Origin of the sequence: Vibrio sp. Y10_XG_PY6 (assembly GCF_024181795.1) — a bacterium.
Classification (GTDB): domain Bacteria; phylum Pseudomonadota; class Gammaproteobacteria; order Enterobacterales; family Vibrionaceae; genus Vibrio; species Vibrio diabolicus.
In genome coordinates, this window is sequence record NZ_JAMZAQ010000001.1 from 479,155 (window position 1) to 502,369 (window position 23,215).

Sequence of the window (23,215 nt, forward strand, 5' to 3'; positions counted from 1 at the left end):
TGGGTAGGAACGCATACGAGCCAGGGGATCCTATATCTCAAACTCACTTGGGTATATATTCGAGCGTGAATATTGGAAGGTAAAACAATGGACATCACAAACCTAATTGAGCTGGAAACGATATGTTTAGATCTAAAAGCTCAAACCAAAGATGAAGCGCTCAAAGAGCTGGTCGAGATGCTAGAGGCCGCCGGCAAGCTCAATAGTCAAAGCCAGTTCTTGGCAGATATCTGGAAACGAGAAGAGATCGGTAACACAGGATTTGATGATGGTATTGCGATCCCTCATGCCAAAAGTGATGCTGTAGCGCAACCAGCTGTCGCGGTCGGGATCAGCCGTAATGGGATTGATTATGGCGCCGAAGATGGCGAGCTGTCCGATGTGTTTTTCATGCTGGCGTCCCCAGATGGTGATGATCATCATCACATTGAAGTATTGGCACAAATTTCCACCAAAATTATCGAAGACGGCTTTGTTGAAAAGCTCAAACAGGCTCAATCGCGAGAAGAAGCGCTTGAGATGCTGACTGATATTCAAACCCAATCCAATGAATTTCTCCCAACTTCTTTAGAATTTGCATCAGAACCTCTGAGCCCTTGGGCGCAAAAACTTGGCCGCATTAAAGAGCACTTGCTGTTTGGCACATCCCACATGATCCCGTTTATCGTTGCGGGCGGTGTGTTGTTGTCGTTGTCGGTGATGATCTCTGGTCACGGTGGTGTACCACAAGAGGGCATTCTGGCCGATATTGCCCAAATGGGGATTGCTGGCCTGACATTGTTTACTGCCGTTCTTGGCGGTTACATTGCTTATTCCATTGCCGACAAGCCGGGCCTTGCGCCGGGTATGATTGGATCTTGGATTGCGGTCAGTCATTACAATACGGGTTTTTTAGGTGCGATTGTGGTCGGCTTTTTTGCTGGCTTTGTCGTTTGGCTATTAAAGAAAATTCAGCTGCCAGATAGCATGAGTTCGCTTGGCTCGATTTTTATTTATCCGCTAGTGGGGACGTTTGTTACTTGTGGCTCGGTGATGTGGGTGATAGGTGCTCCGATTGCCAGCGCAATGACCACCATGAACGAAGTGCTGACGGGCATGGCGGGCTCAGGCAAAGTGATGCTCGGTACCGTGCTTGGGGCAATGACCGCGTTTGATATGGGCGGCCCAATTAACAAAGTGGCGACGTTGTTTGCTCAAACCCAAGTGAACACGCAACCATGGCTGATGGGCGGGGTCGGTATTGCGATTTGTACGCCGCCATTGGGTATGGCACTAGCCACGTTTTTGGCGCCGAGTAAATTCAAGCGAGATGAACGCGAAGCGGGGAAAGCCGCAGGTATTATGGGGATGATCGGTATTAGCGAAGGTGCGATTCCTTTTGCCGCTGGCGACCCTGCACGAGTATTACCCGCTATTGTGGCGGGGGGCATCGTCGGTAACGTGATTGGCTTTATGTTCCACGTAATGAACCATGCACCGTGGGGCGGTTGGATTGTTCTCCCTGTTGTGGATGGAAAAATTGGTTACATCATCGGCACGATTGCGGGCTCTGTTACCACGGCGTTGATCGTGATTGCACTAAAGAAAACCGTCACCGAAGATGAAAGCTACACAGGTCATTCTCAAGTATATGGTTCCGTTCAAGGCGAAGGTGAGGCGGATGTTTTGGCGGTTACATCTTGTCCATCAGGTGTGGCACATACGTTCTTAGCGGCTAAGTCATTGGAAAAAGCGGCTTGTGCACTCGGCATTAAGATTAAAGTCGAAACCCAAGGCGCGAATGGCGTCATCAACCGAATTACCGAGAAAGACATCGAGAAAGCGAAGTTTGTGATTTTTGCTCACGATGTGGCGATTAAAGAACCGGAACGTTTTCGAAAAATCCAAGTCTTGGATGTCAGTACCAAGGATGCCATGTTGAACGCCACGGCTTTGTTGCAAGCTCGTAGAGTGTCTTAACATTTAACTTCTGAGAAATGTCTCCTCGATGACCCTGATGAATGCTTTTGGTATTTACTCCAACATCGCGGTTCGCTTTTATTTGTGCCGCGAGTGAAGGATAAATTACGAGTAATGTTTTCAATTCTTTAGTAGCATGTTACAAAACATTTCAGTCAGGTGAACTAAGGGAAGCGTGCAATGGAAAAACAACGAGTAGCATTTATTGGTTTGGGTGTTATGGGTTACCCAATGGCGGGCTATTTGAGCAAAGCGGGATATGAAACCAAAGTATACAACCGCACCAAAGCCAAAGCTGATAAATGGGCTGCAGAATACAACGGCATTGCGTGTGAGACACCGCGAGAAGCGGCAGAAGGTTGCGATATCGTATTTACTTGTGTCGGTAATGACGATGACGTGCGCAGCGTTGTATACGGTGAAGAAGGCATTCTAGTCGGTCTAAAAGCAGGCGCGGTACTGGTTGATCACACCACGACTTCCGCTGATTTAGCCGTTGAATTGGCCGATGCTTGTACCAAATATGGCAATCACTTCATTGATGCTCCGGTATCTGGTGGTCAAGCAGGCGCAGAAAATGGCGTACTAACCATCATGTGTGGTGGCGAGCAGAACATTTTTGATCGTGTGTCTCCAGCGATGGACGTATATGCAAAGCAAATGACGCTTCTGGGTGAAAATGGCCAAGGTCAACGTTGTAAAATGGTAAACCAAATCTGTATTGGTGGTGTGCTTCAAGGCTTGAGCGAAGCGTTGTTACTCGCGCAGAAATCCGGTTTGGATATTGAACAAGTAGTTGAAACACTCAAGCACGGTGCTGCCGGGTCATGGCAAATGGAAAACCGCGCCAAGACGATGGCGCAAGATAAGTTTGATTTTGGCTTCGCGATTGATTGGATGCGCAAAGACTTAGGCTTCTGTCTGCAAGAAGCAGAGCGAGTGGGTCTAGAGCTCCCACTGACTAAGAAAGTGGATGAGCAATACGCAGACCTTCAACGCGATGGTTTAGGTCGCATGGATACATCTGTTCTGATTAAAGCCGTGGCTAAGAATCAGTAGTAGATAAACAGTTCTTTAGTATCAAAGAGCTTGAAGAAATTTAAGTTGATCATAATCGTTCCCCTTGAACATTAGTGTGTGACTAACGAACTTGAATGAGGAGGTGCTTTGGGCCACCTCCTTTTTTATGTCTTCTTATCACAGCATTTGCTGGCGCAGTGTCCGTTTACTTGTTTAAGCCTAGCGCAATCTCAAGGCCTTTGCCGTAAGCTTCGTCCGCTTGGTAGGCGTGGTTAACGTGACGTTCTTTGATGAAGTCTGGCACACCATCCATTGCACGAGCGGTGTTGTCGAATAGAGTTTGACGCTGTTCTTCGCTCATAAGACGGAATAGGTCACCCGCTTGGCTAAAGTAGTCTTCGTCTACACGGTGATCGTAATGATCAGCATTGCCGTTGATGCGTAGAGGTGGCTCAGAGTAATCTGGTTGCTCTGCCCATTCTTGTTTGTAGTTTGGTTCGTAATCTAGTGTTGAACCAAAGTTGCCATCAACGCGCATTGCGCCATCGCGGTGGTAGCTGTGTACCGGACAACGAGGCGCGTTAACTGGAATTTGGTGATGGTTTACACCTAGGCGGTAACGCTGCGCGTCTCCGTATGCAAACAGACGGCCTTGCAGCATTTTGTCTGGCGAGAAGCCAATTCCAGGAACGATAGCTGCCGGGTTAAACGCGGACTGCTCAACTTCCGCATAGAAGTTTTCTGGGTTACGGTTCAGTTCAAACTCGCCTACTGGGATCAATGGATAGTCTTTTTGTGACCATACTTTTGTTAGATCGAACGGGTTAAAGTTCACTTCATCCGCTTCTAGCTCAGGCATGATCTGTACGTACATTTTCCATTTAGGGAAGTCTTGATGCTCAATCGCTTCGTAAAGGTCACGGTGATGGCTTTCGCGGTCTTTACCTACAATCGCTTCTGCTTCTTGGTCAGTCAGGTTTTTGATGCCTTGCTGAGTTTTGAAGTGGAATTTCACCCAGTAACGTTCGTTTTCTGCGTTGATAAAGCTGAATGTGTGGCTACCGAAGCCGTGCATATGACGGTAAGACGCTGGAATACCACGATCACTCATAACGATCGTAACTTGGTGGAATGCTTCTGGTAGTGATGTCCAAAAATCCCAGTTGTTTGTCGAGCTGCGCATGTTGGTGCGTGGATCGCGTTTTACTGCGTGGTTTAGGTCTGGGAATTTTAGTGGATCACGGAGGAAGAACACTGGCGTGTTGTTACCAACCAAGTCCCAGTTGCCTTCTTCGGTGTAAAACTTTAGCGCAAAACCACGGATGTCGCGCTCTGCATCGGCGGCACCGCGCTCACCCGCAACGGTTGTAAAGCGAGCAAATAGCTCGGTCTCTTTACCGATCTCCGAGAAGATCTTCGCGCGCGTGTATTTGGTGATGTCGTGAGTCACAGTAAAAGTGCCGTAAGCGCCTGAGCCTTTGGCGTGCATACGACGCTCAGGAATCACTTCGCGGTCAAAGTGTGCCAGTTTTTCAAGGAACCAAACGTCTTGCAATAGTTGGGGACCACGAGGACCTGCAGTCATCACATTTTGATTATGGGCGACAGGACAGCCTGCGGCGGTGGTTAATTTCTTATTTGTCATTTTTCTTCCCCTCCAGGGATCAATACCTTAGCAACTGAAGAGAAGATTATTACGGAAAAGCTGGAAGCAAAAACTGATACTGCTTATCAATTCAATAGGTGGGAACGATGATGAAAAGTAACTTAGAATCAAATTCTTAGCTGATTTTTATGATTGGTTTATTAACGTATTGGCGAAGAGGGTAAAAAGAGCACGCAGGCATTTGCATGAATTGCGCTTTGTTGACAAGGCTAACGTCGGAAATCGCCCCTTTGATATCGCTTTATTGAGCATCAAAGGGGCGGAATGATTAGGAGTACTTCACTTCAATTTGCTCAGCTTTTTCAAACGCTGGATGCGTTGCAAGTTGTTTTCCATAACGTTCAATATTCGGGAAGTGACCAGCCAAACCGAACTTATGCACGAGCTCGACAATAAATGACATCATGATGTCTGCGCCAGTTAAACGTTCTTCTACTAGGTAAGTTTTGCCTTCTAGCGATTGCTCGAAGTAACCCAGAACGTTCATCGCTTCTTTGTCAGCATAGCCTGATAGAAATTGAGTTTCGTTTGGCTCTTTGCTAATAAAGATTTTTAACAACATTGGTAAGATTGCTGAACTTTCAGCAAAATGCATCCATTGTAGGTACTCAGTGTGCGCCTTCGTCCCACGCTCAGGAGCCAACGCACCATCACTGTACTTCTCAATCAAATATTCGGTCATCGCGCCTGATTCAATGATGAACTCGCCATCATCTTCAAGCAGGGGAGATTTACCGAGAGGATGAACGCTCTTTAGCTCAGGCGGTGCCATGAAAGTCACTTTGTCACGAACATAAGGCACGATTTCGTAATCCACATTTAGCTCTTCAAGTAACCAAATGATGCGCTTTGAGCGAGACTGATTGAGATGGTGAAGTTTAATCATTTATTTATCCCTTCCTTATAATGGGTCGTTAATCTGTACTACAAGCTTGCCGAAGTTCTTACCTTCCAACAGACCGATAAATGCTTCTGGTGCATTCTCCAGTCCTTGTACTAGATGTTCACGGTATTGGATCTTTCCTTCTGCCAACCATTGATTAATATCTTGCGCAAATTCACCGTAACGATGTCCGTAGTCATCAAAAATGATGAAGCCTTGCACCTTGATTCGTTTAGTCAGCAGCTTACCCATTAATAATGGAAGATGGTCGGTACCTTCAGGCAGTTCTGTTGCGTTGTATTGAGAAATCAAACCACAAAGTGGGATACGTGCGCTGGTATTCAGAAGTGGCATTACAGCTTCGAATACTTTGCCACCTACGTTTTCGAAGTAAACATCGATACCTTGGTCACAGGCGTTTTTCAACTGCTCTGCAAAGTCGTCAGCTTTGTGATCGATACATTCATCGAAGCCAAGGACTTCTTTGGCGTAACGGCACTTTTCTTCTCCGCCTGCAATACCAACAACACGGCAACCTTTGATTTTGCCAATTTGACCAACAGTCGCGCCCACAGGGCCCGTCGCGGCCGCTACCACAATGGTTTCACCTGGTTTTGGCTGACCGATATCGAGCAAGCCCATATACGCGGTAAAGCCTGGCATGCCAGCAACACCTAGAGCGTATGATGGGTTTTGTGGTTCTTTGCCAAGTTTAATCACCATCTCACCAGTTGAGATGGCGTAGTCTTGCCAGCCAACAGTGTATGCAAGAACCCATTCACCCGCTTCATAATCTGGGTGGTTCGATGCTTCTACCTGACAAACTGTGCCAGCGATCATTACGTCATCAACCGCAACAGGATCGGCGTATGACTCGGCATCGCTCATGCGACCGCGCATGTATGGGTCGAGAGATAAGTAAACGGTTCTCAGTAGCATCTCACCATCTTGAGGAGTCGGTTTCGCCACTTCTTCTAGACGAAAGTTTTCTTTTGTTGGTGCACCGTGGGGACGTGACGCGAGTACGATTCTGCGATTTGTTGCGTTAGTCATATTTATCTCACTTATTGATTAGACCGGTCGTCTAGTTTTGATTTCAAAATATCCCGCTCATAGAGCGGGAAGGTGTATTGTGCAATCACAGGAGTTATTACCAACTGTGAAACACATGTAGGGTGTTCATCTTACTTTTACGCTACCTACTATGGGCAAGTTCGCGTGTTTTGCAGTAGATGTTGAGTATAGGTCAGACTTTGCGTTAATGCTGCCTGATCTTGATACAGTTTGTTCAGCAAGCTTGCGCCGTTCCAAAGGTAGTATATCTGCCTTGCCAATAAAGCACTGTCACCATTTGGGATAGAGCCATCTTGAATGCCTACGTCAATGCAATCCGCCATTGCTTGAATGGTTTTGTCTGCACCTTGGCGTAACGCTAGACGCATGGACTCTGAGAGATCGGAGACTTCCGCACTTAACTTGACCAACAAACATTTGTTCGCATTACATACGTCGTCTTCTACTTTGACCATTTCTTCAAAGTAGCTCATCAGGCGTTGGTAGCCATTCAGATCGGTATTGGTAAAGCGTGCGTTTAAACGCTCAAAATACTTAGTAAAGTAGTCTTGAATCATCGCTTCACCAAATTGTTCTTTGGATTTGAAGTAATGATAAAACGAGCCTTTCGGCACCGCGGCCTTTTTTAAAAGCTCTGAAAGGCCAACACTCGTAAACCCTCGGTTTACGATTAACTCGTATCCGACGTCGAGAATATGTTGGCGTGTGTCGTTCGTCTTTGCGTTCATGAAGCGTACTATAGAATGAATTAGACCAGTCGTCTAGTGTTTGTTGTGGGTTATTTGATTAGCTCGTACTCAATCACAAATAGCGTGTCGGTGTTTGGGTAGATTTCTCGAATTAACTGCTTGAGTTTTGGCAGTTCGATGGCTTCTTGTTCAGCATGAAACTCATTGATATCTTCAAAGTTGAGTGGTTCTACAGAGCGTATTTTGATGTTGCAGACTTTACGATCCGTCTCTAGGGTAAAAACTTCGACCTCTGTATTTGGAACGTAGTGACTTTCTGATTCGTCTCGAATCGTAATCGTTTTTTTGCCTGATGTGATCAACGGGGTTAAGAATTCAAAAAAGGTAATCTTGGTTGGGTGGGATGACATGATGTACTCGTTAGTCTGATTGTTTGGCGTAATTATATACCCAAATAACCTTGAGGTGCTTATTTCAAGAGAACGAGCGAGTGCGCAGGACGCGGATCAACTTGGCACTAAAGTAACCCGAGATAATGCCTATCCAGTTGGTACTGAGATCATCAAAACTAAATGAGCGACTTGGAATAAAAAGTTGGCTTATTTCTTCCATTGAAACGATACCCAACAGCAGTAGCAAAAGGCGGATGCCAAAGACGTCGGCTTTACTTGAACTTACTAAAGAGGGGAAGGTGAAGACCGATAAAAAGCCGATCAATAAACTGAAAGTAAAGTGAAGCGTACTCGATCCACCTAAGTAGGTTTCCATTTGCAGGTAAGTGGCATGGTGTAAGTCAGAGCTTTTCCACAAAGAGAGTGAAGCCGTAAGCGCCAGAACGAAAACAAAACTTATCCGTGTCAGTATTGAAACCATAATTAACCTATTGGAAAGAAGCCTAAGTAACGTTTTACAAAGTACAACGCTGCTAGATTCTGGATTGCCATGCCAACTGCCATCGCCCATGCTGCACCAATAACACCGAACGCTTGGCAAAGCGCAATGAGCAAGCAGATAGAGATTGTGCCGGAGGAAATTGTAATGTATTTCATGGTTCTTTCGTGACCGCTCATGAGTAATAAAAATCCTACAGAGCCAGTCGCAACATTGACTAACTGCCCTAAAGACAGGACGACTAACAGTGGCGCAGCAGCAAGAAACTCTTCACCAAAAAACCGCATCACAAACTCTGGGAATAGAGTGCAAATAATCACGGGCACAATGGCCAAACCAACGTTGGCTCGGCAAGCTAAACGGCTCAGGCTTTGCAGTTTGATCATTTGGCGCTCTTTGTAGAGAGATGCAAACATAGGGGCGACCACAAAGTTAATGGTAATCAGCACAAAGCCAATCAGTAGTGATGTACGTTGAGCTGCAGCTAATAGACCGAGTTCCGCTGTTGAGATAAAAAAGCCCGCAATGACAAGGCTTCCCCATTGAAGAACGTTCGTGAAGATACTGCCAATCCAGACTTGCTTGGCAGAAGCGACCATTTTTTTGTTTGGTACGAAAGCCGATGTCTGATACTGACCTGAACCTAGCCAATTAACACTGGAAATTACCGCGACGCTCATACTCGCCAGAAGCAGTGCGGTCATCAGATTGTTGATATTTTGCTGACCGATATAGTCCAAGCCAAAGACAAAAAAGACCATCAACATACTCACGCCAAGCTGTAAAGCAAACAGTGATGACACGACCTTTCTACATGCTTGAAGCACACGACTGTTGGTCTGTGCAAGCACCAAAAATGGTATGCAGAACAAGCCTAAAGTAATCGCATACATTGGCGATTGGGTCTGGTTTAGCTGTTCAGGAAACAGATTAAATCCTACCAACAAAACGGCAATGGCTAGCAAGCAAAACGCCATACTTCGATAAAGTGCCGTTTTATAGTTGTGGCTTTGTTGAAGTGTCTCTTTGTTGTTAAAGGCGATCGCATTGTAGCGAACTAATGAGACATCAAAACCTAGCTGAGAAACGATCGCGAGTAGTGAGACTAGGTTGAATAAAAAGAAAAATTGACCGGAAGTCGAAGCGTCACTGGCCTTCGATACAATCAGTGTCAGTAAAAAAGCAAATAGCGCACTCAACACACGCGTGATTGCGGTTTTCAATCCAGTAGATAGCAAGCTTTTTTTACCGCTGGGCATCAACAGTAATTTTTGTTGAATAGTGTGAAACATAGAGGTATTTAACCGTAAATATTATTGAGTGCGAGGCGCTGTTTTTCTTCACTGAAGGCGTCGTTTAACGCTGTTGTATATTGGCAAAAATCAATTTCATCATAATGATTGACACAGTGCGCGATCTGCTTGGCCATTTCTTCAGGTGTTAGCGCTAAAAATGGGTAGTTGAGATCTTGGGTCGCGCCGATAGTTCGAATCACCATAGGAAGATGTAATTTGGCTGCTTCTAGAATAGTTAACGGCATCCCTTCCCATGCTGCAGTATGTAAGTAAAGGTCTGAACCCTTGAGCTTTTTAACCACCTCATCACGAGGCAACATGCCAGTCACATCCACATTTTCTGTACGCAATTTTTGTTCAAGTGTGTAGTCACCGCCACCTATCCAAGTGATATCTAATGGGCGGTTAAGCGCATATCGACTAAGGTGTTGCAATGTGTCGATGAGAAATTGTGGATCCTTTTGGGGCGCAACACGACCAAGCACAACAAGTCGCAGCGCTTCTTGTCTGTTTCGCCCTAAACGCTCTTCACTTTGATAAGACACGTAGTTATTGAGCAGCTCGGCACGTTTCGCACCAATGCTAATGGCTAGGTCACATTCTCGTTGGCTACAGCCTGCCACCACATCAATTTTGCTTAGTTTTACTTTCTCTAGCGCTTTATAGAGCTGGCGCGCGAATTCGGAGATATCTTCACGTTCGAAAGCATAACAGTGCGGAGTGTAAACCAAGCGCGCCTTGCCAAGTTTTAGAAATCGCCCGAGAAATCCCGCTTTACTCGAGTGCAAATGCACAACGTCAGGCGCAAGTGATGCAATCATGTGGTTTGCATCGCGAACAAATTGAAGTAAGCCGCCTTCCACCCATTTGGTCTGTGTGAAAATATGATGGTTGTTCTCATTGGTTAAGTCGTTTTCTCGAGCTCTGGCTAGCAAGAAATGTTGATAGGGCTCATCTCGAGAGGAGTGAGCATAACTATAGAGGGCTGTTTGAACGCCACCTCCGAAGGCTTCTGTAATATGGAGCACTTTTTTCATGATGATTTTGTTCCTGCTGTCTGCATCCATTTATGCTTGAAAGCATCACGTTCTTGTTCTGAATAAACGTGGCGATATAAGGGAAGATCGTACATATAGAACAGCTTTGAAAAGTCGTAGTGATGCTTAAAGTGCTGGTGGATATTGGAGTACCACTTGTTTTTCGCTTCATTGCTGTTTTTTAGCACGAAGTCTTGCAGCCCGAGAAACTCACCAATTTCTTTATCGAGAGAGCTGAGCTTTTCGCATTTGATTAGCATGACGTTGGCTTGCTCGTTCTTGAATGTGAAGAAAGGTTGAGTGTTGTCCAGTTCTTGACGCATCACATCGATATTGAAGTTACGTTTTAACTCGTTGTCGAACCAGTTCGCAAAATAGTTGAGATTGATATAGTTATCGAAACAATGTTCGAGGTGCTGATACGTGACTGCCATATCTCGGTGAATTGCATCATTCTTTTTGCCTTCGATAAATTGCAAATGGAGGTCTTGAAAGAAACGAGAAAAGACAGTTGCGATTGGATCGCGGACCAGCGTAACGATTTTAATCTGTTCGCGTTTTTGTAAGATACGTTTTCGTTGCTTGAGCACTAAGCGGTAGAGCGCACGGTTTTTGAAATCGAAAAATTTACTCACGTCTTTTTTATTGTGATACATGTGAAATTCTTCGTGATCATCAAAGGTGTGGATGTGATAGCTTGGGATATTTCTTTCTCCCAGCGTGTGCTCAATTGACGATGAGCCAACTTTGCCCATTTGGTAAACTAAAACAAAATTGTCAGCTTGGAGTTCTCGGTTCTTTTCAAATTGTCGAGAGATTGAATACTTCATCTATCCTATCCTTGATTATTCAAATTCGTGGTGATGGTTTACCGGAAAAGTATGAGCAATGGTGTTGACCGTTGACTCGCGGCTCATGCTTATCATGACGGGTAATAAGAGTATTAAAATGATGGTGGTATTTACCGCAACGAAGAACACCATGATGAGGGCGTATATCGCGAGTAAGAGGCTTTTCCTGTTGTCATTGAGACTACGGAAGCAAAAGCGAATAAAAAGAAAATAACCACCAAATAATAGGGCGATACCGAGCAACCCGTATTCAATTGCGGTATCTAACACAAAGTTGTGGGTGTAGATCGCCAGCTCATCATAGTTAAAGTAACTGATCATAAAGTTGGGCAGCATCTTCGCGCCGACACCTAAAATAGGGTGCTGAAGTAAAATGTCTAACCCATTGGCAAGTAAGAGTTTTCTATGAAGGTTCGATACCCAGCGGGCTTCACTTTGGTTGGCAAATAAGACGTCTTCTTGGGTTATTTCCAATGTGTCCGCTAGCGTTTCAAACCCAACGTAGAGTGTGGTTGTGACGGCAGTAAACACAATGAAGCTTAAGGCTAATAAAATCGTCCACGTGTACGTTTCATTAAGCGATTTTCTCATCAGTTTTTTTACGAGCAGCTGGTCAAAGAAGAAAAGCAGACAAAAACCAAGTAGTGCTTTTCTTTCTTGCGACAACACCAGTAATACCAAAGCGACGAGCATCAAAAGGTGGAAAGCGCGAATTTTATCCCGATAAAGGTATAGTAGTGAGCAAAGCACACCGAAACCGTATTTACTTACCCCGAGTAACTTAAACCCGCTTTGATATCCCTGAGCAAAGTGCCATAAGGCAACGAGCGTGCAGATCAAAAACAGCAGATAAGTGAAATAAACCATTACCCATTCATCATCAAACACGCCATAGGCGTACATTAGGCTAAGCAAGCAGAGAATCGCCAGCCATTGCACGGTTTCTATAACTAGCGGCATTAGGGGGACGCGATTTAGCAGGCCATTTAAGAACACATACCCAGTGAACAATACGAGGAACCCCATGCAGGGATGCATGAGTTTTTCAGCTTTTCCTTCCAATACCACTAACGCTGTAAAACCAATGGACAAAAGACTTACGATGTCTGAAGGTGCTAGTGCAACTCCTCCAGCACGAAACTTCATGGGAATAAAGAATAATGCCAGTAGGCATGCCGCAAACCATGAGGCTCGGTGGCTCGATGGCGCGGAGCTATTTGTTGGTGCAAAGCTGCTGGTAGATTCCATAGTAACCTTCACGAAATTTATCGATGGTGTAGAGAGAGGCCCTATTGACTGAGTATTGACTTGCAGCGTCATACCGCTCAACACTTTCACACAGCTGGAGCACTTTCTGGCTCAGCTCATTTGAGTTACCAACCTGAAATAAATATTCGGCACGTCCGGTGACGTCATCCAAACCGGGTACGTCCGATGATAATACGGGTAAGCCTGCTGCCATGGCCTCAACCGCCGCCAAGCCAAAGCCTTCGACATGCGATGATTGCACGTAAATGTCCATGTCGTTCAAAAACGCTGGAACATCAGAAACTACCCCATGAAAGTGAACACGTTGCGTGACGTTGAGCTTTGTTGCCAACGCTTGCAGTGACGATTTTTTTTCGCCATCTCCAGCAAGATGAAGCTCGTATCGTCTCGGTAAATGGACAAGTGCTTGGATAAGCGTTTCATGATCTTTATGTTGGTGAAGTCGGCCCACCATGCCAATCTTGATGATTGGTTTGTCGATTAGGTGGCTGGAGCACTTCGGCATCATAGGAAACCTTTTTAAATCAACGCCATTGTGCACCACGTGATATTTATGTTGGTAGCGAGGCATGAACTTCACCAGTTCATCTTGTACTTTTTCACTAATACTGACCGTCAAGTCGTGGCCCCAATACAAGACATATTCCATGAACTTAAACAACGGATAGTCACGTCGACGGTTGTAAGAGCAGTGCTCAGTCTGGATTCGTTTTTTACCTACCGCCAATAGCGCTAGATAAATGGAAGGGTAGAGGTGCCCGTGAACGACATGCGGCCAACGTAGCAAACAGTATTTCTCACTCAATGACAAAGTGCGCCAGTTAAAACACTCTATCCCTTGGGCGGATAGCGTTGGTAAGTAATCATTTTCATCACACAAGACCAAAATTTTGATTTCGTATTCAGGCTTATGTTCTAAAACAAGGTCGACTAAGAACTTCTGAGCACCGCCGTTCTGAGAAAGATCATTAATAATATGTAGAATCTTGGTTTTCATGATTAATTGGTCAGATATTGCTGTTTAAGGTCGGTGATTTCTGCATTTGAGAAAAAGTGCTTCGTCAATTTAGAATTCAGCATTTCTTCAACGTACTCGGGTGTAGGTTGAAATTGCGTTTTGAATTCTTTCATTAGTGGCGAGTACCATTTGTTGTCTGACTGATTTTCATAAACGACATCCACGGGGTAACCTAAAAAGCCTTCGACTGCGGAGTTAGCCTGCTTTAGCTTGTCACTTCGAATGACCAACAGTGAAAAGTTATTGTTATGGTATGTCTGATAGCCTACTTCGTGATTAAAAGGTTCGTTAAACACATCAATCCCTGTTAGTTGTTTGATTTCGTTGTCAAACCACTGCAGCGCATATTGATGATTCATGTGCTTATCAAATGCCTCTTGGAGTAACTGCGGACGTTCGGTACGTATTGCGCTGTCATCCTTTAGATATTTGTCCGCCATCCAAAAAGGAAGTGCTTGAAAGAACATTGAGACATTTCGTCCGATCGGTTCACGCACCAGCGAGATGATTCGAACTTTTTTCTTGCGCTTTAACATGTGGCTCATCGTTATACGCTTTAGTTGTCGCTTTAACGCATTGATCTGAGGCTTATGCAATTGCGCTCTAACGGGAGATATTTGTTTTTGCGCATCGACGGTCATAAGGTCGTGCAAGTGAATCGAGTTGGGAATGGAATGCTCTAATGCACTCGAACCTACTTTGCCCATTTGATAGATCAATACCGGCTGTTCTTCGCTTTTCAAGGTTTGGTACCAAGATAGGTTTACGTTAGTAGGCGTATTTCTGGACATAAAGCGTCTCTCCTTCCTTGGCCTTGGCTTGTGTGATTAAGACGCCAAGAGATGGAACTGAGTGTTGTATTTGTTTAGATAACGCAAGGTTAACCAGTGATGATTTTGTTGATTCTGAGCGAATGACGGTAATCAGACCATTGGCATATTGACCAAGAATAAGTGCGTCACTCACTGACAGTAGGGGCGGTGTATCGATAATGATCCGGTCATACTTATTTTGAAAATGTTCGAGCAACTTTTTAAAGCGATCAGAAGCCAGTAATTCCTGTGGGTTTGGCGGAATTAGGCCGGCCGATAATACATCTAAGTTGGCTTCTTTTATATGTGTAACACAATCTTTGATTGGCGTATCCATCGTCAGGATATGCGTTAAGCCAGGGCTTGATTCAGCAATACCGAATCGCTTTGCGATGGAAGGTCGACGTAAATCGCAGTCGATGATCAATACCTTTTCCATTTTTGAAAACGACACCGCCATATTGATACTGGTTGATGTTTTTCCTTCTTCTGGAATAGCAGAGGTAAAGGGCAATATCTTTTGCTTCGTGTTGGTTAATCTGAGCAGAAGCGAGGTTCTGACCGAGCGGCAAGCTTCACTAAATAGCTTTTCTTCATCATCTAAATACGCGGTATAACTGACGCCGTTTTTACGCAAATTGCGTTTTTTGACCATAGGAATCACACCTAAACACGTAACACCAAGTTTTTCCTGCACATCGGCTGTGCTTCGGATAACTTCTCGCATCGTTTCTAAGATGATGACCAGAGCGCAAGCAATGGCAAAGCCAAAAAAGGTGGCAATCAGTACCAGTTTGATTCGTTGTGGTGCCACCGGGAATAGAGGAATGATGGCTTTATCAGTAAAGCGAGCCGTGACATTCTTGTAGTCGCTGGTGGCGTTGGTCTCTTTCTCACGATTTAAGAACGCTTCATAGAGTGCCTTATTGGATTCAACCTCGCGTTTTAACTGTTCGTAACGCGCTTTTTGTGACCCTAACGATTGGAAGTCTGACTTTTTGTTATCGAGTTCTGCTCGAAGCATGTCCTCTTGCGCTTTTGCAGCAAGAAGGTCTTGTTGCTTACTGAAGGAAATGTCACGGATGAGTTGCTGGGTTCTTGATTGAATTTCAGCAAGCTGTGCTTTCGCCTGAATCATTCGATCATGCTTAGGTCCGTAGCGCTGTGCCAGTTCAGAGAGATTTTTGGCTGCCTGTGCTTCCGACAATTTTAGATCGCGGATTTGCGCTTGATTAGCGAATTCATCAATTGACAGCAAGCTGTCTAAACTTTGTGAGGATTTACGTCTTAACAGTTGGATTAACGTCTGTGCTTCAATACGCTTATTAACAGCGACATTTAGCTTTCGAGTGAGTTCTTCTAGCTCATTTGCGTAAATTTCATCAATACCGTTTATATCGATCAACCCTTCTTTTAACAAGAACTCTTGCAGCGCTTGCTCAGAGTTACGTAATCGCTCCTCCAATTTTTGTGAGTTGTTTGTCAACCAAGTAGCCGCATTTTTTGTAACGACCAATTTGGCTTCAAAATTTGCGTCAATGTAGGCTTGGCCGACCGCGTTAGCGATTGTCGTAGCAAGCTTAGGATCGGTAGAACGAAAGCGAATTCTGACTAATTGGGTGTTACGTACTGGCTCAATATCGAGTTTACTTCTGAAAGCTTGAAGTGCCTGATAATAGGACTCTGAAAACTGGGCAGTTTCTTTTGGGCTTGGAGCCACATTCAGTAGGTCTTGAACAAAAGGGATCGACTTTATTTGGTCGATCTTTTGATTTAATCCACCTGAGCGTGTGAACTCCGGTAGTTGAGTTAGGTTCAGCTCTCTAATGACCTTATCTGCAATATGATTCGATTTTAAAATAGCGATTTGCGTTTGAAAGTACTCTTTTTTTGTTGTGTCGACACCATATACTTCCTCGATTGAAAGGGCACTTTTTTGCTCTTCTTGGATGAGTAGCGTTGCTGTAGCTTGGTATATCGATGCTTTGGAGTAGATATACCAAGTACAAGTTAATGAAAACAGAAGCGTGAAAGCTGCGATGCTTAGCCAATTCTTTTTAATCGCTTTAAAGTGATGACCAAAACGAATCAGTTCTACTTTTTTCATCTGGAGATTATTTGGATGAGTCCCGTTCATTTGATTCCCTGTCACTTAAAAGAAGCTCTGGTCAATAAATACAATGTCACCAGGTTCAACGTTGCGGTGCATACTGACACCCTCTATCGTTTGACCCGTTTTATGTTTGGTGAGGTTAATGCCTTTGCGTGAGGCTCGGTCGGTCAAGCCACCCGCTAAAGCGATGGCCTTCTCTATGGTTAACCCTGGACGGTACTCAAATCCACCTGGTTTCCTGACTTCGCCATTAACGTAAAACAGACGAAAGTTATTGATAGTGACCATCACTTTTGGGTTGATGAGATAATCGCCTTTTAAGCCCGTTTCTATTTCGTACTTGAGTTGTTTCGGTGTTTTTTTGATTGCTTTGATTCGGCCAAGGTAGGGGTAATCAAAATAGCCATCTGACGTTATTAGAATATTTTTAATCGTAAGATCTTCTTCACCATAGACCTGCACGGAAATGGTATCGCCAGTATCGAGTAAGTAATCTTCCTCGTTTGAGTCAGCGTTTACCAAGGTGCTAAATAGCAATAACGCGACGCTCATGAATGTGATGAATGACTTCATTAATAATCCTTGTTACAGAGAAAACTGTGCGCTTAAAGTCCAAATGTTCTGTTCGAAGCTATAACCTGGTCGGTTAGAGGTTTTATCTTGGTATTGCCAGTCGGCTTGCAGCTGTATCCAGCGTTTAATTTGATAATCGATACCAAAAGATAGGGTGTAGCGATCGTCGTTTCTGGAGATTCCCGTGTAATCATCTTGTTGATAAATAGCACCTAAGCGAGTTGCAAGGTAACTATTCCAATCGTGCTTGAGGTTCAGTCGATAACGAGTTTGTAGGTTGTAATCACCATCTTGATCTGGGTTAACTGCCGCTTGAGTGGTTTTCACGCTGACTAGAGTTTGTTCTTGAGGCAGCCATTCAAAGCCGATATCCCAACTGAAGCCTTTAAATGTCTCTCGTTGAGCGCTGTCAAAATCTTTGATTTGATAACCGAGTCGAGCGATGCCTTTGGTTTTTCCCGTTACTTCCCATTCGGCACCGGTGTAATAGAAACTGGTGTTGTTATCTTTGGATGGTTGCGCAGAATTTCGGTGCTGATAGTCGGTTACTATTTGTTTTGTCCCAACCAACCAATAGGTTCTTGGCGTCGCCCTTAAATAGAATTCCAAGTGTGCATTGGGAGCTCGAAAATCGTTGTATTTCGTTTTAGCATTTGGGCGCCCAGGTAATCCGTCACGGTAGTTTTGATAGGTTTTATCACTGTAGCCTAAACCGAATTCGAGTCTGCCTTTTGCACCGTTAGAGCCAAAGACATAATTGGTTTTGATATCGTTACGGTTGAACTCAATTGGTGAGTCTATTGCGCTACCATTACCTTCGGTAATGTCTTCCCCTCTAATTTCATGCTGGGCGCGAAAACGATAATCAACCACTAAACGATGACGATGATTGAACTCAAAAAAGTTGGAAAACTGAAAGGTATGATCGTCGAAGTCGTTGCGGTCATCGGATGAAAAACCTGCTTTCAACTTGTACAAAATATCTGCGCGATAGCGATTCCTTTCTATACGTGCTAATAAGCTTGGCTCTATACCCCAAATATTGACCGATTCTACATTGCCGGATTCCTCCGCTTTGTTGATGTTGTCATCGCCCTCGTAGAAAGTTCTTACGAGGGGAATAAACTCAATGCCAGACTCGGTTTGGTAAGCCATCGGTTCTGCGAGTAAGCCAGTTGAAAACAGACTCAATGCTATTGCCATTGTCAGTTTCTTCATAGTCTCAACCTTAGTAAGCGTTAGCACCAGTGAACCCTTTGAAAACGGTCATGAAGATGATTTTGATATCCATCCAAACAGACCAGTGGTGGATGTAATCCAAATCAAACTCGACTCTCTTTTCCATTTTTTCTAAGGTGTCTGTTTCGCCGCGATAGCCATTAATTTGCGCCCAGCCAGTAATGCCCGGTTTTACTTTGTGACGTAGCATGTAGCGGTCAACAATCTGGCGATACTCTTCATTGTGCGCCACGGCATGAGGGCGTGGACCAACAATAGACATGGTCCCTTGCAGTACATTGATAAATTGAGGCAGTTCGTCCAAAGAGGTGCGACGCAGAAAACCACCAAAAGGCGTAATGCGTGGGTCGTTCTTTGTCGCCTGTTTCACGTGAGGGCCTTGATCCATAGTGGTCATTGAACGGAATTTCCATACTTCAATCTTGCGTCCATCGAGACCGTAACGATGCTGTTTAAAAATGACCGGACCTTTAGAGGTCAGCTTAATGCCAATCGCAATGGCGAGCAGGACTGGAGAGATCAAGGCTAAAATAATGCTCGAAAACAAAATGTCTTCAAACCGTTTTACCCAGGAAGAAATTCCAGCAAATGGCGTATCAAATACGCTGAGCGTTTGAACTTGGCCGATTTGCGCCCAACGAGAATGCAAAAGGTTATAGGTAAAGAAGTCGGGAATCAGATACGTATTTGCGGTGGTGTCTGAGAATTGGTTAAGAAGCGATGCAATACGTTCTTTTGCGTGCATTGGCATTGCGATGTAGACGTAATCCACTTCCCCTTTCTTGGCTCGCTCAAGAGCGTGGTCAACTGCCCCTTTAATAGGGTAAGCAGAATTTGGCAATCTGTCGGAAGAACGCTCATCGTAAAAGCCATCAAAAAGTACACCGTGTTCAGTGTGGTTTTGAATTTCGTTAGCAAGGGTAATGCCGTGAGGAGTTTGGCCGATGATTATTGCAGTACGAGTGTTGAATCCTTTTTTTCTTAAATAGGCTAATCCGGTACGGAATGTCACTCGCCATGCCAAAAGTAGAGCGGGCGTAATCGCAAACCACAATGCCAGAATAGTGTTATCAAATAAGTCATAGACTTCCGAAAAATACAGAACAATAAAGATAAGCGCGGAAGTTACTGCCCAGGCCACACAGACAATAATCATCTGCTCTTTAAACGAACTGGTTCGCCAAGAGCGGTACAGGTTGCCGCTTTCTGCCATAAATAGAAAGGAGATGCCTCCAACAAAAGCCAGTATGACGTAATCTTTCCCCATCGCAGTATTCATGTCTTTGAACACTAAAAGCAGCATAAAAGAGACGATGACAGCAAGATCTGAGATGCGATATAAAAAAGCGAACTCCATCTCGTGAGAGCGGATAAGTCCTTTTTGTTTCATGACTCAGTTTCCCTTCTTACACGCTACCGCCCTTGGGTGTCTCCCCCAATTGCCGTGTCGTGAGCGTTATTAGTAGTTGGTGAACAGAGCATTCTGTTGAATGCTTCTGAGTTTTTTGTCACGTGTAATTTCGTTGATAAGTGTAAAAATTTGCGTTGTTGAGGTAAGTGGAAATAAGAATGAAATTTAGACCTTTGGCTAAGTTTGGCGGGTTAGGAAAAAGCTGGTACTTACTCATGAGGGATGAGGAAAAGTATTAAAAATGAAGTATCAGTACAAAGACAATGGTTTATGTAAAGGTAGAAGAAACGGGTGATCTTATTCGTTAACGATTAATGATTTAGTATCGAATTACTTATATTTATTAGGATAAAAAAATCCCTCTCAAGTGAGAGGGATTTATTGTGAATCAGGACGAAAGAATTATTCGACTTCTACGCCGTTTTCTTTGTATAGGCGGCGGCATGCACGACCATCACTGTGGAACAGGTGACAACGGTGTGCTGGAATACCAATCTCGATTTTATCGCCGGTATCGACTGCGAGCGTGTCAGGCTGACGGAAAATAACGTCCGCGTCCGCACCTTCTAGGTTTAGGTATACTTGAGTTTCGTTACCTAGCTTCTCAACAATCATCACTTCACCGTGAATGCTTGCATCAGCTTCAGAAGCGGATAATAGGTGCTCAGGGCGAATGCCTAAAGACATACGGTCGCCACGGTTAACCGTCGTGCCATCCACTGGAATCCAGAAAGATACGCCATTAGATAGTTGAACTTTGACGCGCTCTGCTTCTACTTCATCAATGAATACGCTCATGAAGTTCATTTTCGGAGAGCCGATAAAGCCTGCTACAAAGCGGTTTTGTGGGTAATGGTAAAGCTCAAGCGGCTTACCAACTTGCGATACATAACCGCCGTCTAGTACAACGATTTTATCTGCCATTGTCATTGCTTCTACCTGATCGTGCGTTACGTAGATCATGGTACAACCAAGTTGACGTTGTAGCTTAGTGATTTGCGCACGCATGTTTACACGCAGTGCGGCATCCAAGTTTGATAGTGGTTCATCCAGAAGGAATACATTAGGTTGCGATACCAGTGTTCGACCGATAGCCACACGTTGACGCTGACCACCTGAAAGCGCTTTTGGTTGGCGTTCAAGTAAGTGGCCCAATTGTAGAATTTCTGCAGCTTGCTCAACACGTTTGTCGATTTCTGCTTTGTCTGCTTTTGCTAATTTTAAGCCAAATGACATGTTGTCATATAAGTTAAGGTGTGGGTAAAGAGCGTAAGACTGGAATACCATACCAACACCACGTTTGGATGGTTCGACGTCATTCATGCGCTGGTCACCAATATACAAATCACCTGAAGTAATGTCTTCAAGACCGGCAATACAACGTAAAAGGGTAGATTTACCACAACCTGATGGACCTACGAAAACAACAAATTCACCTTCGTTGATTGTTAGGTCTACGTTCTTAGAAATCAGTACGTCGCCATACGCTTTACAAACATTTTTTAACGTGACACTCGCCATGTAGCTCGTCCTCGATCAATTTTTTATTATTCACCGCTCATCATTATATGAATTATCTAGCGAGCAGTAACAGTAGGAATCGGTAAGTTATTGCGGTTGGTAAGAAAAGTAGGGTAGCACTTCAATAAAATGTCCTGAATAGAAGTGCTACCCATCATAGCCAAGTACGAGTTTCTCTCCCCCACATTATTCGTGTTGTCTCCCCCGTGAAATAATTACCACAAACAACACCAATAATGACATTCCACTCGTCTGGCAATGCAAAACCAGCAAATCTTTTTCCTAATACGTAGGCACTGCTGGGAAAGGGTTCTTACCATCCACTCTTGGATGACTGAAGTTTGTAAGATTGTGCGAGGTGCGACATCCTCCTAATAGAAATAATTGTAGGGGGAGTAGGTAGGGAGGAGTAAAAAAGGAGGAGGAATAAAGCAGTTGGTCGGAAATCACATTATTGCACCACCTAAAGTTGAAACCGATCACAGGAAGTGTCCGTTTTGTGATTTGAGTCTCTTACCCTTGGCGATTTAGATCACGAAAATACGTCATAATTGTAAGGGCGTAGGGATTAGGAGGATGAGACATATTGGATTATTTCAGATGATATATGTCGAAATACGGCTGAACCTCAATGGACTAGCCCTACATCAAAAATATAAAAAGGATACGAACATGAAAAAGTTAAGCGCTGTAGCACTAGGTACTCTTGTTGCTTTGGGTTCTTTTGGTGCTAATGCTGCCATCGAAGAAGGACAACTTACTATCTGGATCAACGGCGACAAAGGTTACAACGGCCTTGCTGAAGTTGGTAAAAAATTCGAAGAAGACACTGGCATTAAAGTGACAGTGGCTCACCCAGATGGCCTTCAAGATAAATTCCCTCAAACTGCAGCGACTGGTGACGGTCCTGACATCGTATTCTGGGCTCACGACCGTTTCGGTGGTTACGCAGAAGCTGGCCTGCTAGCAGAAATTAAACCTTCTAAGAACATTCAAGAAGGTATTGTTGATTTCGCTTGGGATGCAGTACGTTACGACGGCAAATTGATCGGCTACCCAGTTGCGGTTGAGTCTCTATCTCTAATCTACAACAAAGACCTAGTTCCAAACCCACCGAAGTCTTGGGAAGAAGTTGCAGCGCTAGATGCAAAACTTAAAAAAGACGGCAAGTCTGCAATCATGTGGAACCTAAAAGAACCGTACTTCACTTGGCCACTAATGGCTGCTGATGGCGGCTACGCGTTCAAATACACTTCTGAAGGTTACGATGTTAAAGACGCTGGTATCGCGAAAGAAGGCGTTAAAGACGCAATGAGCTTCGTAAAAGGCTTGGTAGACAAAGGCGTAATTTCTGCAGATATGGACTACTCAGTATCTGAGTCTGCATTCAACCAAGGCAAGACAGCGATGACGATCAACGGTCCATGGTCTTGGGGCAACATCGAGAAGTCTGGCGTTAACTACGGCGTGACTACGCTACCTAAGTTCCAAGGTCAATCTTCTAAGCCATTCGTTGGTGTTCTAACGGCTGGTATCAGCACTGCGTCTCCAAACAAAGACCTAGCGGTTGAGTTCATTGAGAACTACCTACTAACAAACGACGGCCTACGTATGGTTAACAACGATAAGCCTCTAGGTGCGGTAGCGCTTAACTCGTTCCAACGTGAACTAGATTCAGATACTCGTATCGCTGCGACTATGGATAACGCGATGAACGGCGAAATTATGCCAAACATTCCTCAAATGAACGCATTCTGGGGCGCGGCTAAGAACGCAATCATCAACGTAGTTGATGGTCGTCAAACTGTCGATGCAGCATTGGCAGACGCAGAAAAACAAATGACTAAATAATTAAGTAAGACCTTTTTAAGGAGGGGGCAACTCCTCCTTACTT

Annotated in this window: 20 protein-coding genes; 3 read left to right on the top strand and 17 right to left on the bottom strand. The window is 44.5% G+C overall.

Features of this window, described 5'->3' with window-relative positions:
* Positions 1 to 87: 87 nt before the first annotated feature.
* Together NL644_RS02120 and NL644_RS02125 are read left to right on the top strand one after the other, a co-directional pair.
* Entirely contained in the window at positions 88 to 1,959 is a 1,872-nt protein-coding gene (locus NL644_RS02120) for a fructose-specific PTS transporter subunit EIIC (RefSeq protein ID WP_253657919.1), read from the top strand.
* Between the two features lie 180 nt (positions 1,960 to 2,139).
* On the top strand, positions 2,140 to 3,018 hold the full coding sequence (locus NL644_RS02125) for an NAD(P)-dependent oxidoreductase (protein WP_085344112.1): 879 nt from the start codon (positions 2,140 to 2,142) through the stop codon (positions 3,016 to 3,018).
* Positions 3,019 to 3,184: 166 nt separating this feature from the next.
* Here the strand turns inward: NL644_RS02125 and NL644_RS02130 are convergent, their stop codons facing one another.
* The 17 genes from NL644_RS02130 to malK all read right to left on the bottom strand — a co-directional run bounded on the left by NL644_RS02130 (position 3,185) and on the right by malK (position 21,321).
* Positions 3,185 to 4,624, bottom strand: coding sequence for a catalase (locus NL644_RS02130; protein WP_253657920.1), 1,440 nt, complete (start codon positions 4,622 to 4,624; stop codon positions 3,185 to 3,187).
* Between the two features lie 289 nt (positions 4,625 to 4,913).
* Complete coding sequence (locus NL644_RS02135; RefSeq protein ID WP_006742223.1) at positions 4,914 to 5,531, bottom strand: glutathione S-transferase family protein; 618 nt, start codon at positions 5,529 to 5,531, stop codon at positions 4,914 to 4,916.
* Between the two features lie 15 nt (positions 5,532 to 5,546).
* Positions 5,547 to 6,581, bottom strand: coding sequence for an NADP-dependent oxidoreductase (locus NL644_RS02140; RefSeq protein WP_006742222.1), 1,035 nt, complete (start codon positions 6,579 to 6,581; stop codon positions 5,547 to 5,549).
* Positions 6,582 to 6,730: 149 nt separating this feature from the next.
* On the bottom strand, positions 6,731 to 7,330 hold the full coding sequence (locus NL644_RS02145; RefSeq protein WP_006742221.1) for a TetR/AcrR family transcriptional regulator: 600 nt from the start codon (positions 7,328 to 7,330) through the stop codon (positions 6,731 to 6,733).
* A 50-nt stretch (positions 7,331 to 7,380) separates the two neighbouring features.
* Positions 7,381 to 7,701, bottom strand: coding sequence for a N(4)-acetylcytidine aminohydrolase (gene yqfB / locus NL644_RS02150; protein WP_005392475.1), 321 nt, complete (start codon positions 7,699 to 7,701; stop codon positions 7,381 to 7,383).
* A 64-nt stretch (positions 7,702 to 7,765) separates the two neighbouring features.
* Entirely contained in the window at positions 7,766 to 8,164 is a 399-nt protein-coding gene (locus NL644_RS02155) for a VanZ family protein (protein ID WP_114322827.1), read from the bottom strand.
* A gap of 2 nt (positions 8,165 to 8,166) precedes the next feature.
* Positions 8,167 to 9,474 carry an oligosaccharide flippase family protein gene (locus NL644_RS02160; RefSeq protein WP_114322828.1) on the bottom strand — a complete coding sequence of 436 codons (1,308 nt, stop codon included), beginning with the start codon at positions 9,472 to 9,474 and terminating at the stop codon, positions 8,167 to 8,169.
* 8 nt (positions 9,475 to 9,482) lie between these two features.
* The gene (locus NL644_RS02165) at positions 9,483 to 10,514 is read right to left on the bottom strand and encodes a glycosyltransferase family 4 protein (protein WP_114322829.1); all 1,032 of its coding nucleotides are present in this window, start codon (positions 10,512 to 10,514) and stop codon (positions 9,483 to 9,485) included.
* Entirely contained in the window at positions 10,511 to 11,344 is an 834-nt protein-coding gene (locus tag NL644_RS02170; protein ID WP_114322830.1) for a putative capsular polysaccharide synthesis family protein, read from the bottom strand. Before NL644_RS02170 ends, NL644_RS02165 begins: the two co-directional genes overlap by 4 nt.
* 15 nt (positions 11,345 to 11,359) lie before the next feature.
* A complete protein-coding gene (locus tag NL644_RS02175; RefSeq protein WP_114322831.1) occupies positions 11,360 to 12,613 on the bottom strand; it encodes an O-antigen ligase in 1,254 nt (417 codons plus the stop codon).
* Positions 12,579 to 13,631, bottom strand: coding sequence for a glycosyltransferase (locus NL644_RS02180; RefSeq protein WP_168187731.1), 1,053 nt, complete (start codon positions 13,629 to 13,631; stop codon positions 12,579 to 12,581). Before NL644_RS02180 ends, NL644_RS02175 begins: the two co-directional genes overlap by 35 nt.
* A 2-nt stretch (positions 13,632 to 13,633) precedes the next feature.
* Entirely contained in the window at positions 13,634 to 14,443 is an 810-nt protein-coding gene (locus NL644_RS02185) for a putative capsular polysaccharide synthesis family protein (protein WP_253657921.1), read from the bottom strand.
* A complete protein-coding gene (locus NL644_RS02190) occupies positions 14,421 to 16,601 on the bottom strand; it encodes a polysaccharide biosynthesis tyrosine autokinase (RefSeq protein WP_253657922.1) in 2,181 nt (726 codons plus the stop codon). The genes NL644_RS02185 and NL644_RS02190 overlap by 23 nt, the downstream gene beginning before the upstream one ends.
* A 15-nt stretch (positions 16,602 to 16,616) precedes the next feature.
* Positions 16,617 to 17,129, bottom strand: coding sequence for a polysaccharide biosynthesis/export family protein (locus NL644_RS02195; RefSeq protein WP_031780257.1), 513 nt, complete (start codon positions 17,127 to 17,129; stop codon positions 16,617 to 16,619).
* A 33-nt stretch (positions 17,130 to 17,162) separates the two neighbouring features.
* A complete protein-coding gene (locus NL644_RS02200; protein WP_253657923.1) occupies positions 17,163 to 18,368 on the bottom strand; it encodes an outer membrane beta-barrel protein in 1,206 nt (401 codons plus the stop codon).
* Positions 18,369 to 18,378: 10 nt separating this feature from the next.
* Positions 18,379 to 19,779: an undecaprenyl-phosphate glucose phosphotransferase gene (locus NL644_RS02205; protein WP_048625323.1), complete on the bottom strand. Its 1,401-nt coding sequence runs from the start codon at positions 19,777 to 19,779 to the stop codon at positions 18,379 to 18,381.
* Between the two features lie 423 nt (positions 19,780 to 20,202).
* Complete coding sequence (malK, locus tag NL644_RS02210) at positions 20,203 to 21,321, bottom strand: maltose/maltodextrin ABC transporter ATP-binding protein MalK (RefSeq protein WP_005375271.1); 1,119 nt, start codon at positions 21,319 to 21,321, stop codon at positions 20,203 to 20,205.
* 672 nt (positions 21,322 to 21,993) lie between these two features.
* Here malK and malE point away from each other — a divergent pair.
* Positions 21,994 to 23,172: a maltose/maltodextrin ABC transporter substrate-binding protein MalE gene (gene malE / locus NL644_RS02215; protein ID WP_005375272.1), complete on the top strand. Its 1,179-nt coding sequence runs from the start codon at positions 21,994 to 21,996 to the stop codon at positions 23,170 to 23,172.
* Positions 23,173 to 23,215 lie beyond the last annotated feature (43 nt).

Coding starts and splice junctions, on each gene's coding strand:
- NL644_RS02120 (WP_253657919.1), top strand. CDS start 88: ATGGACATCACAAACCTAATTGAGCTGGAAACGATATGTTTAGATCTA.
- NL644_RS02125 (WP_085344112.1), top strand. CDS start 2,140: ATGGAAAAACAACGAGTAGCATTTATTGGTTTGGGTGTTATGGGTTAC.
- NL644_RS02130 (WP_253657920.1), bottom strand. CDS start 4,624: ATGACAAATAAGAAATTAACCACCGCCGCAGGCTGTCCTGTCGCCCAT.
- NL644_RS02135 (WP_006742223.1), bottom strand. CDS start 5,531: ATGATTAAACTTCACCATCTCAATCAGTCTCGCTCAAAGCGCATCATT.
- NL644_RS02140 (WP_006742222.1), bottom strand. CDS start 6,581: ATGACTAACGCAACAAATCGCAGAATCGTACTCGCGTCACGTCCCCAC.
- NL644_RS02145 (WP_006742221.1), bottom strand. CDS start 7,330: ATGAACGCAAAGACGAACGACACACGCCAACATATTCTCGACGTCGGA.
- yqfB (WP_005392475.1), bottom strand. CDS start 7,701: ATGTCATCCCACCCAACCAAGATTACCTTTTTTGAATTCTTAACCCCG.
- NL644_RS02155 (WP_114322827.1), bottom strand. CDS start 8,164: ATGGTTTCAATACTGACACGGATAAGTTTTGTTTTCGTTCTGGCGCTT.
- NL644_RS02160 (WP_114322828.1), bottom strand. CDS start 9,474: ATGTTTCACACTATTCAACAAAAATTACTGTTGATGCCCAGCGGTAAA.
- NL644_RS02165 (WP_114322829.1), bottom strand. CDS start 10,514: ATGAAAAAAGTGCTCCATATTACAGAAGCCTTCGGAGGTGGCGTTCAA.
- NL644_RS02170 (WP_114322830.1), bottom strand. CDS start 11,344: ATGAAGTATTCAATCTCTCGACAATTTGAAAAGAACCGAGAACTCCAA.
- NL644_RS02175 (WP_114322831.1), bottom strand. CDS start 12,613: ATGGAATCTACCAGCAGCTTTGCACCAACAAATAGCTCCGCGCCATCG.
- NL644_RS02180 (WP_168187731.1), bottom strand. CDS start 13,631: ATGAAAACCAAGATTCTACATATTATTAATGATCTTTCTCAGAACGGC.
- NL644_RS02185 (WP_253657921.1), bottom strand. CDS start 14,443: ATGTCCAGAAATACGCCTACTAACGTAAACCTATCTTGGTACCAAACC.
- NL644_RS02190 (WP_253657922.1), bottom strand. CDS start 16,601: ATGAACGGGACTCATCCAAATAATCTCCAGATGAAAAAAGTAGAACTG.
- NL644_RS02195 (WP_031780257.1), bottom strand. CDS start 17,129: ATGAGCGTCGCGTTATTGCTATTTAGCACCTTGGTAAACGCTGACTCA.
- NL644_RS02200 (WP_253657923.1), bottom strand. CDS start 18,368: ATGAAGAAACTGACAATGGCAATAGCATTGAGTCTGTTTTCAACTGGC.
- NL644_RS02205 (WP_048625323.1), bottom strand. CDS start 19,779: ATGAAACAAAAAGGACTTATCCGCTCTCACGAGATGGAGTTCGCTTTT.
- malK (WP_005375271.1), bottom strand. CDS start 21,321: ATGGCGAGTGTCACGTTAAAAAATGTTTGTAAAGCGTATGGCGACGTA.
- malE (WP_005375272.1), top strand. CDS start 21,994: ATGAAAAAGTTAAGCGCTGTAGCACTAGGTACTCTTGTTGCTTTGGGT.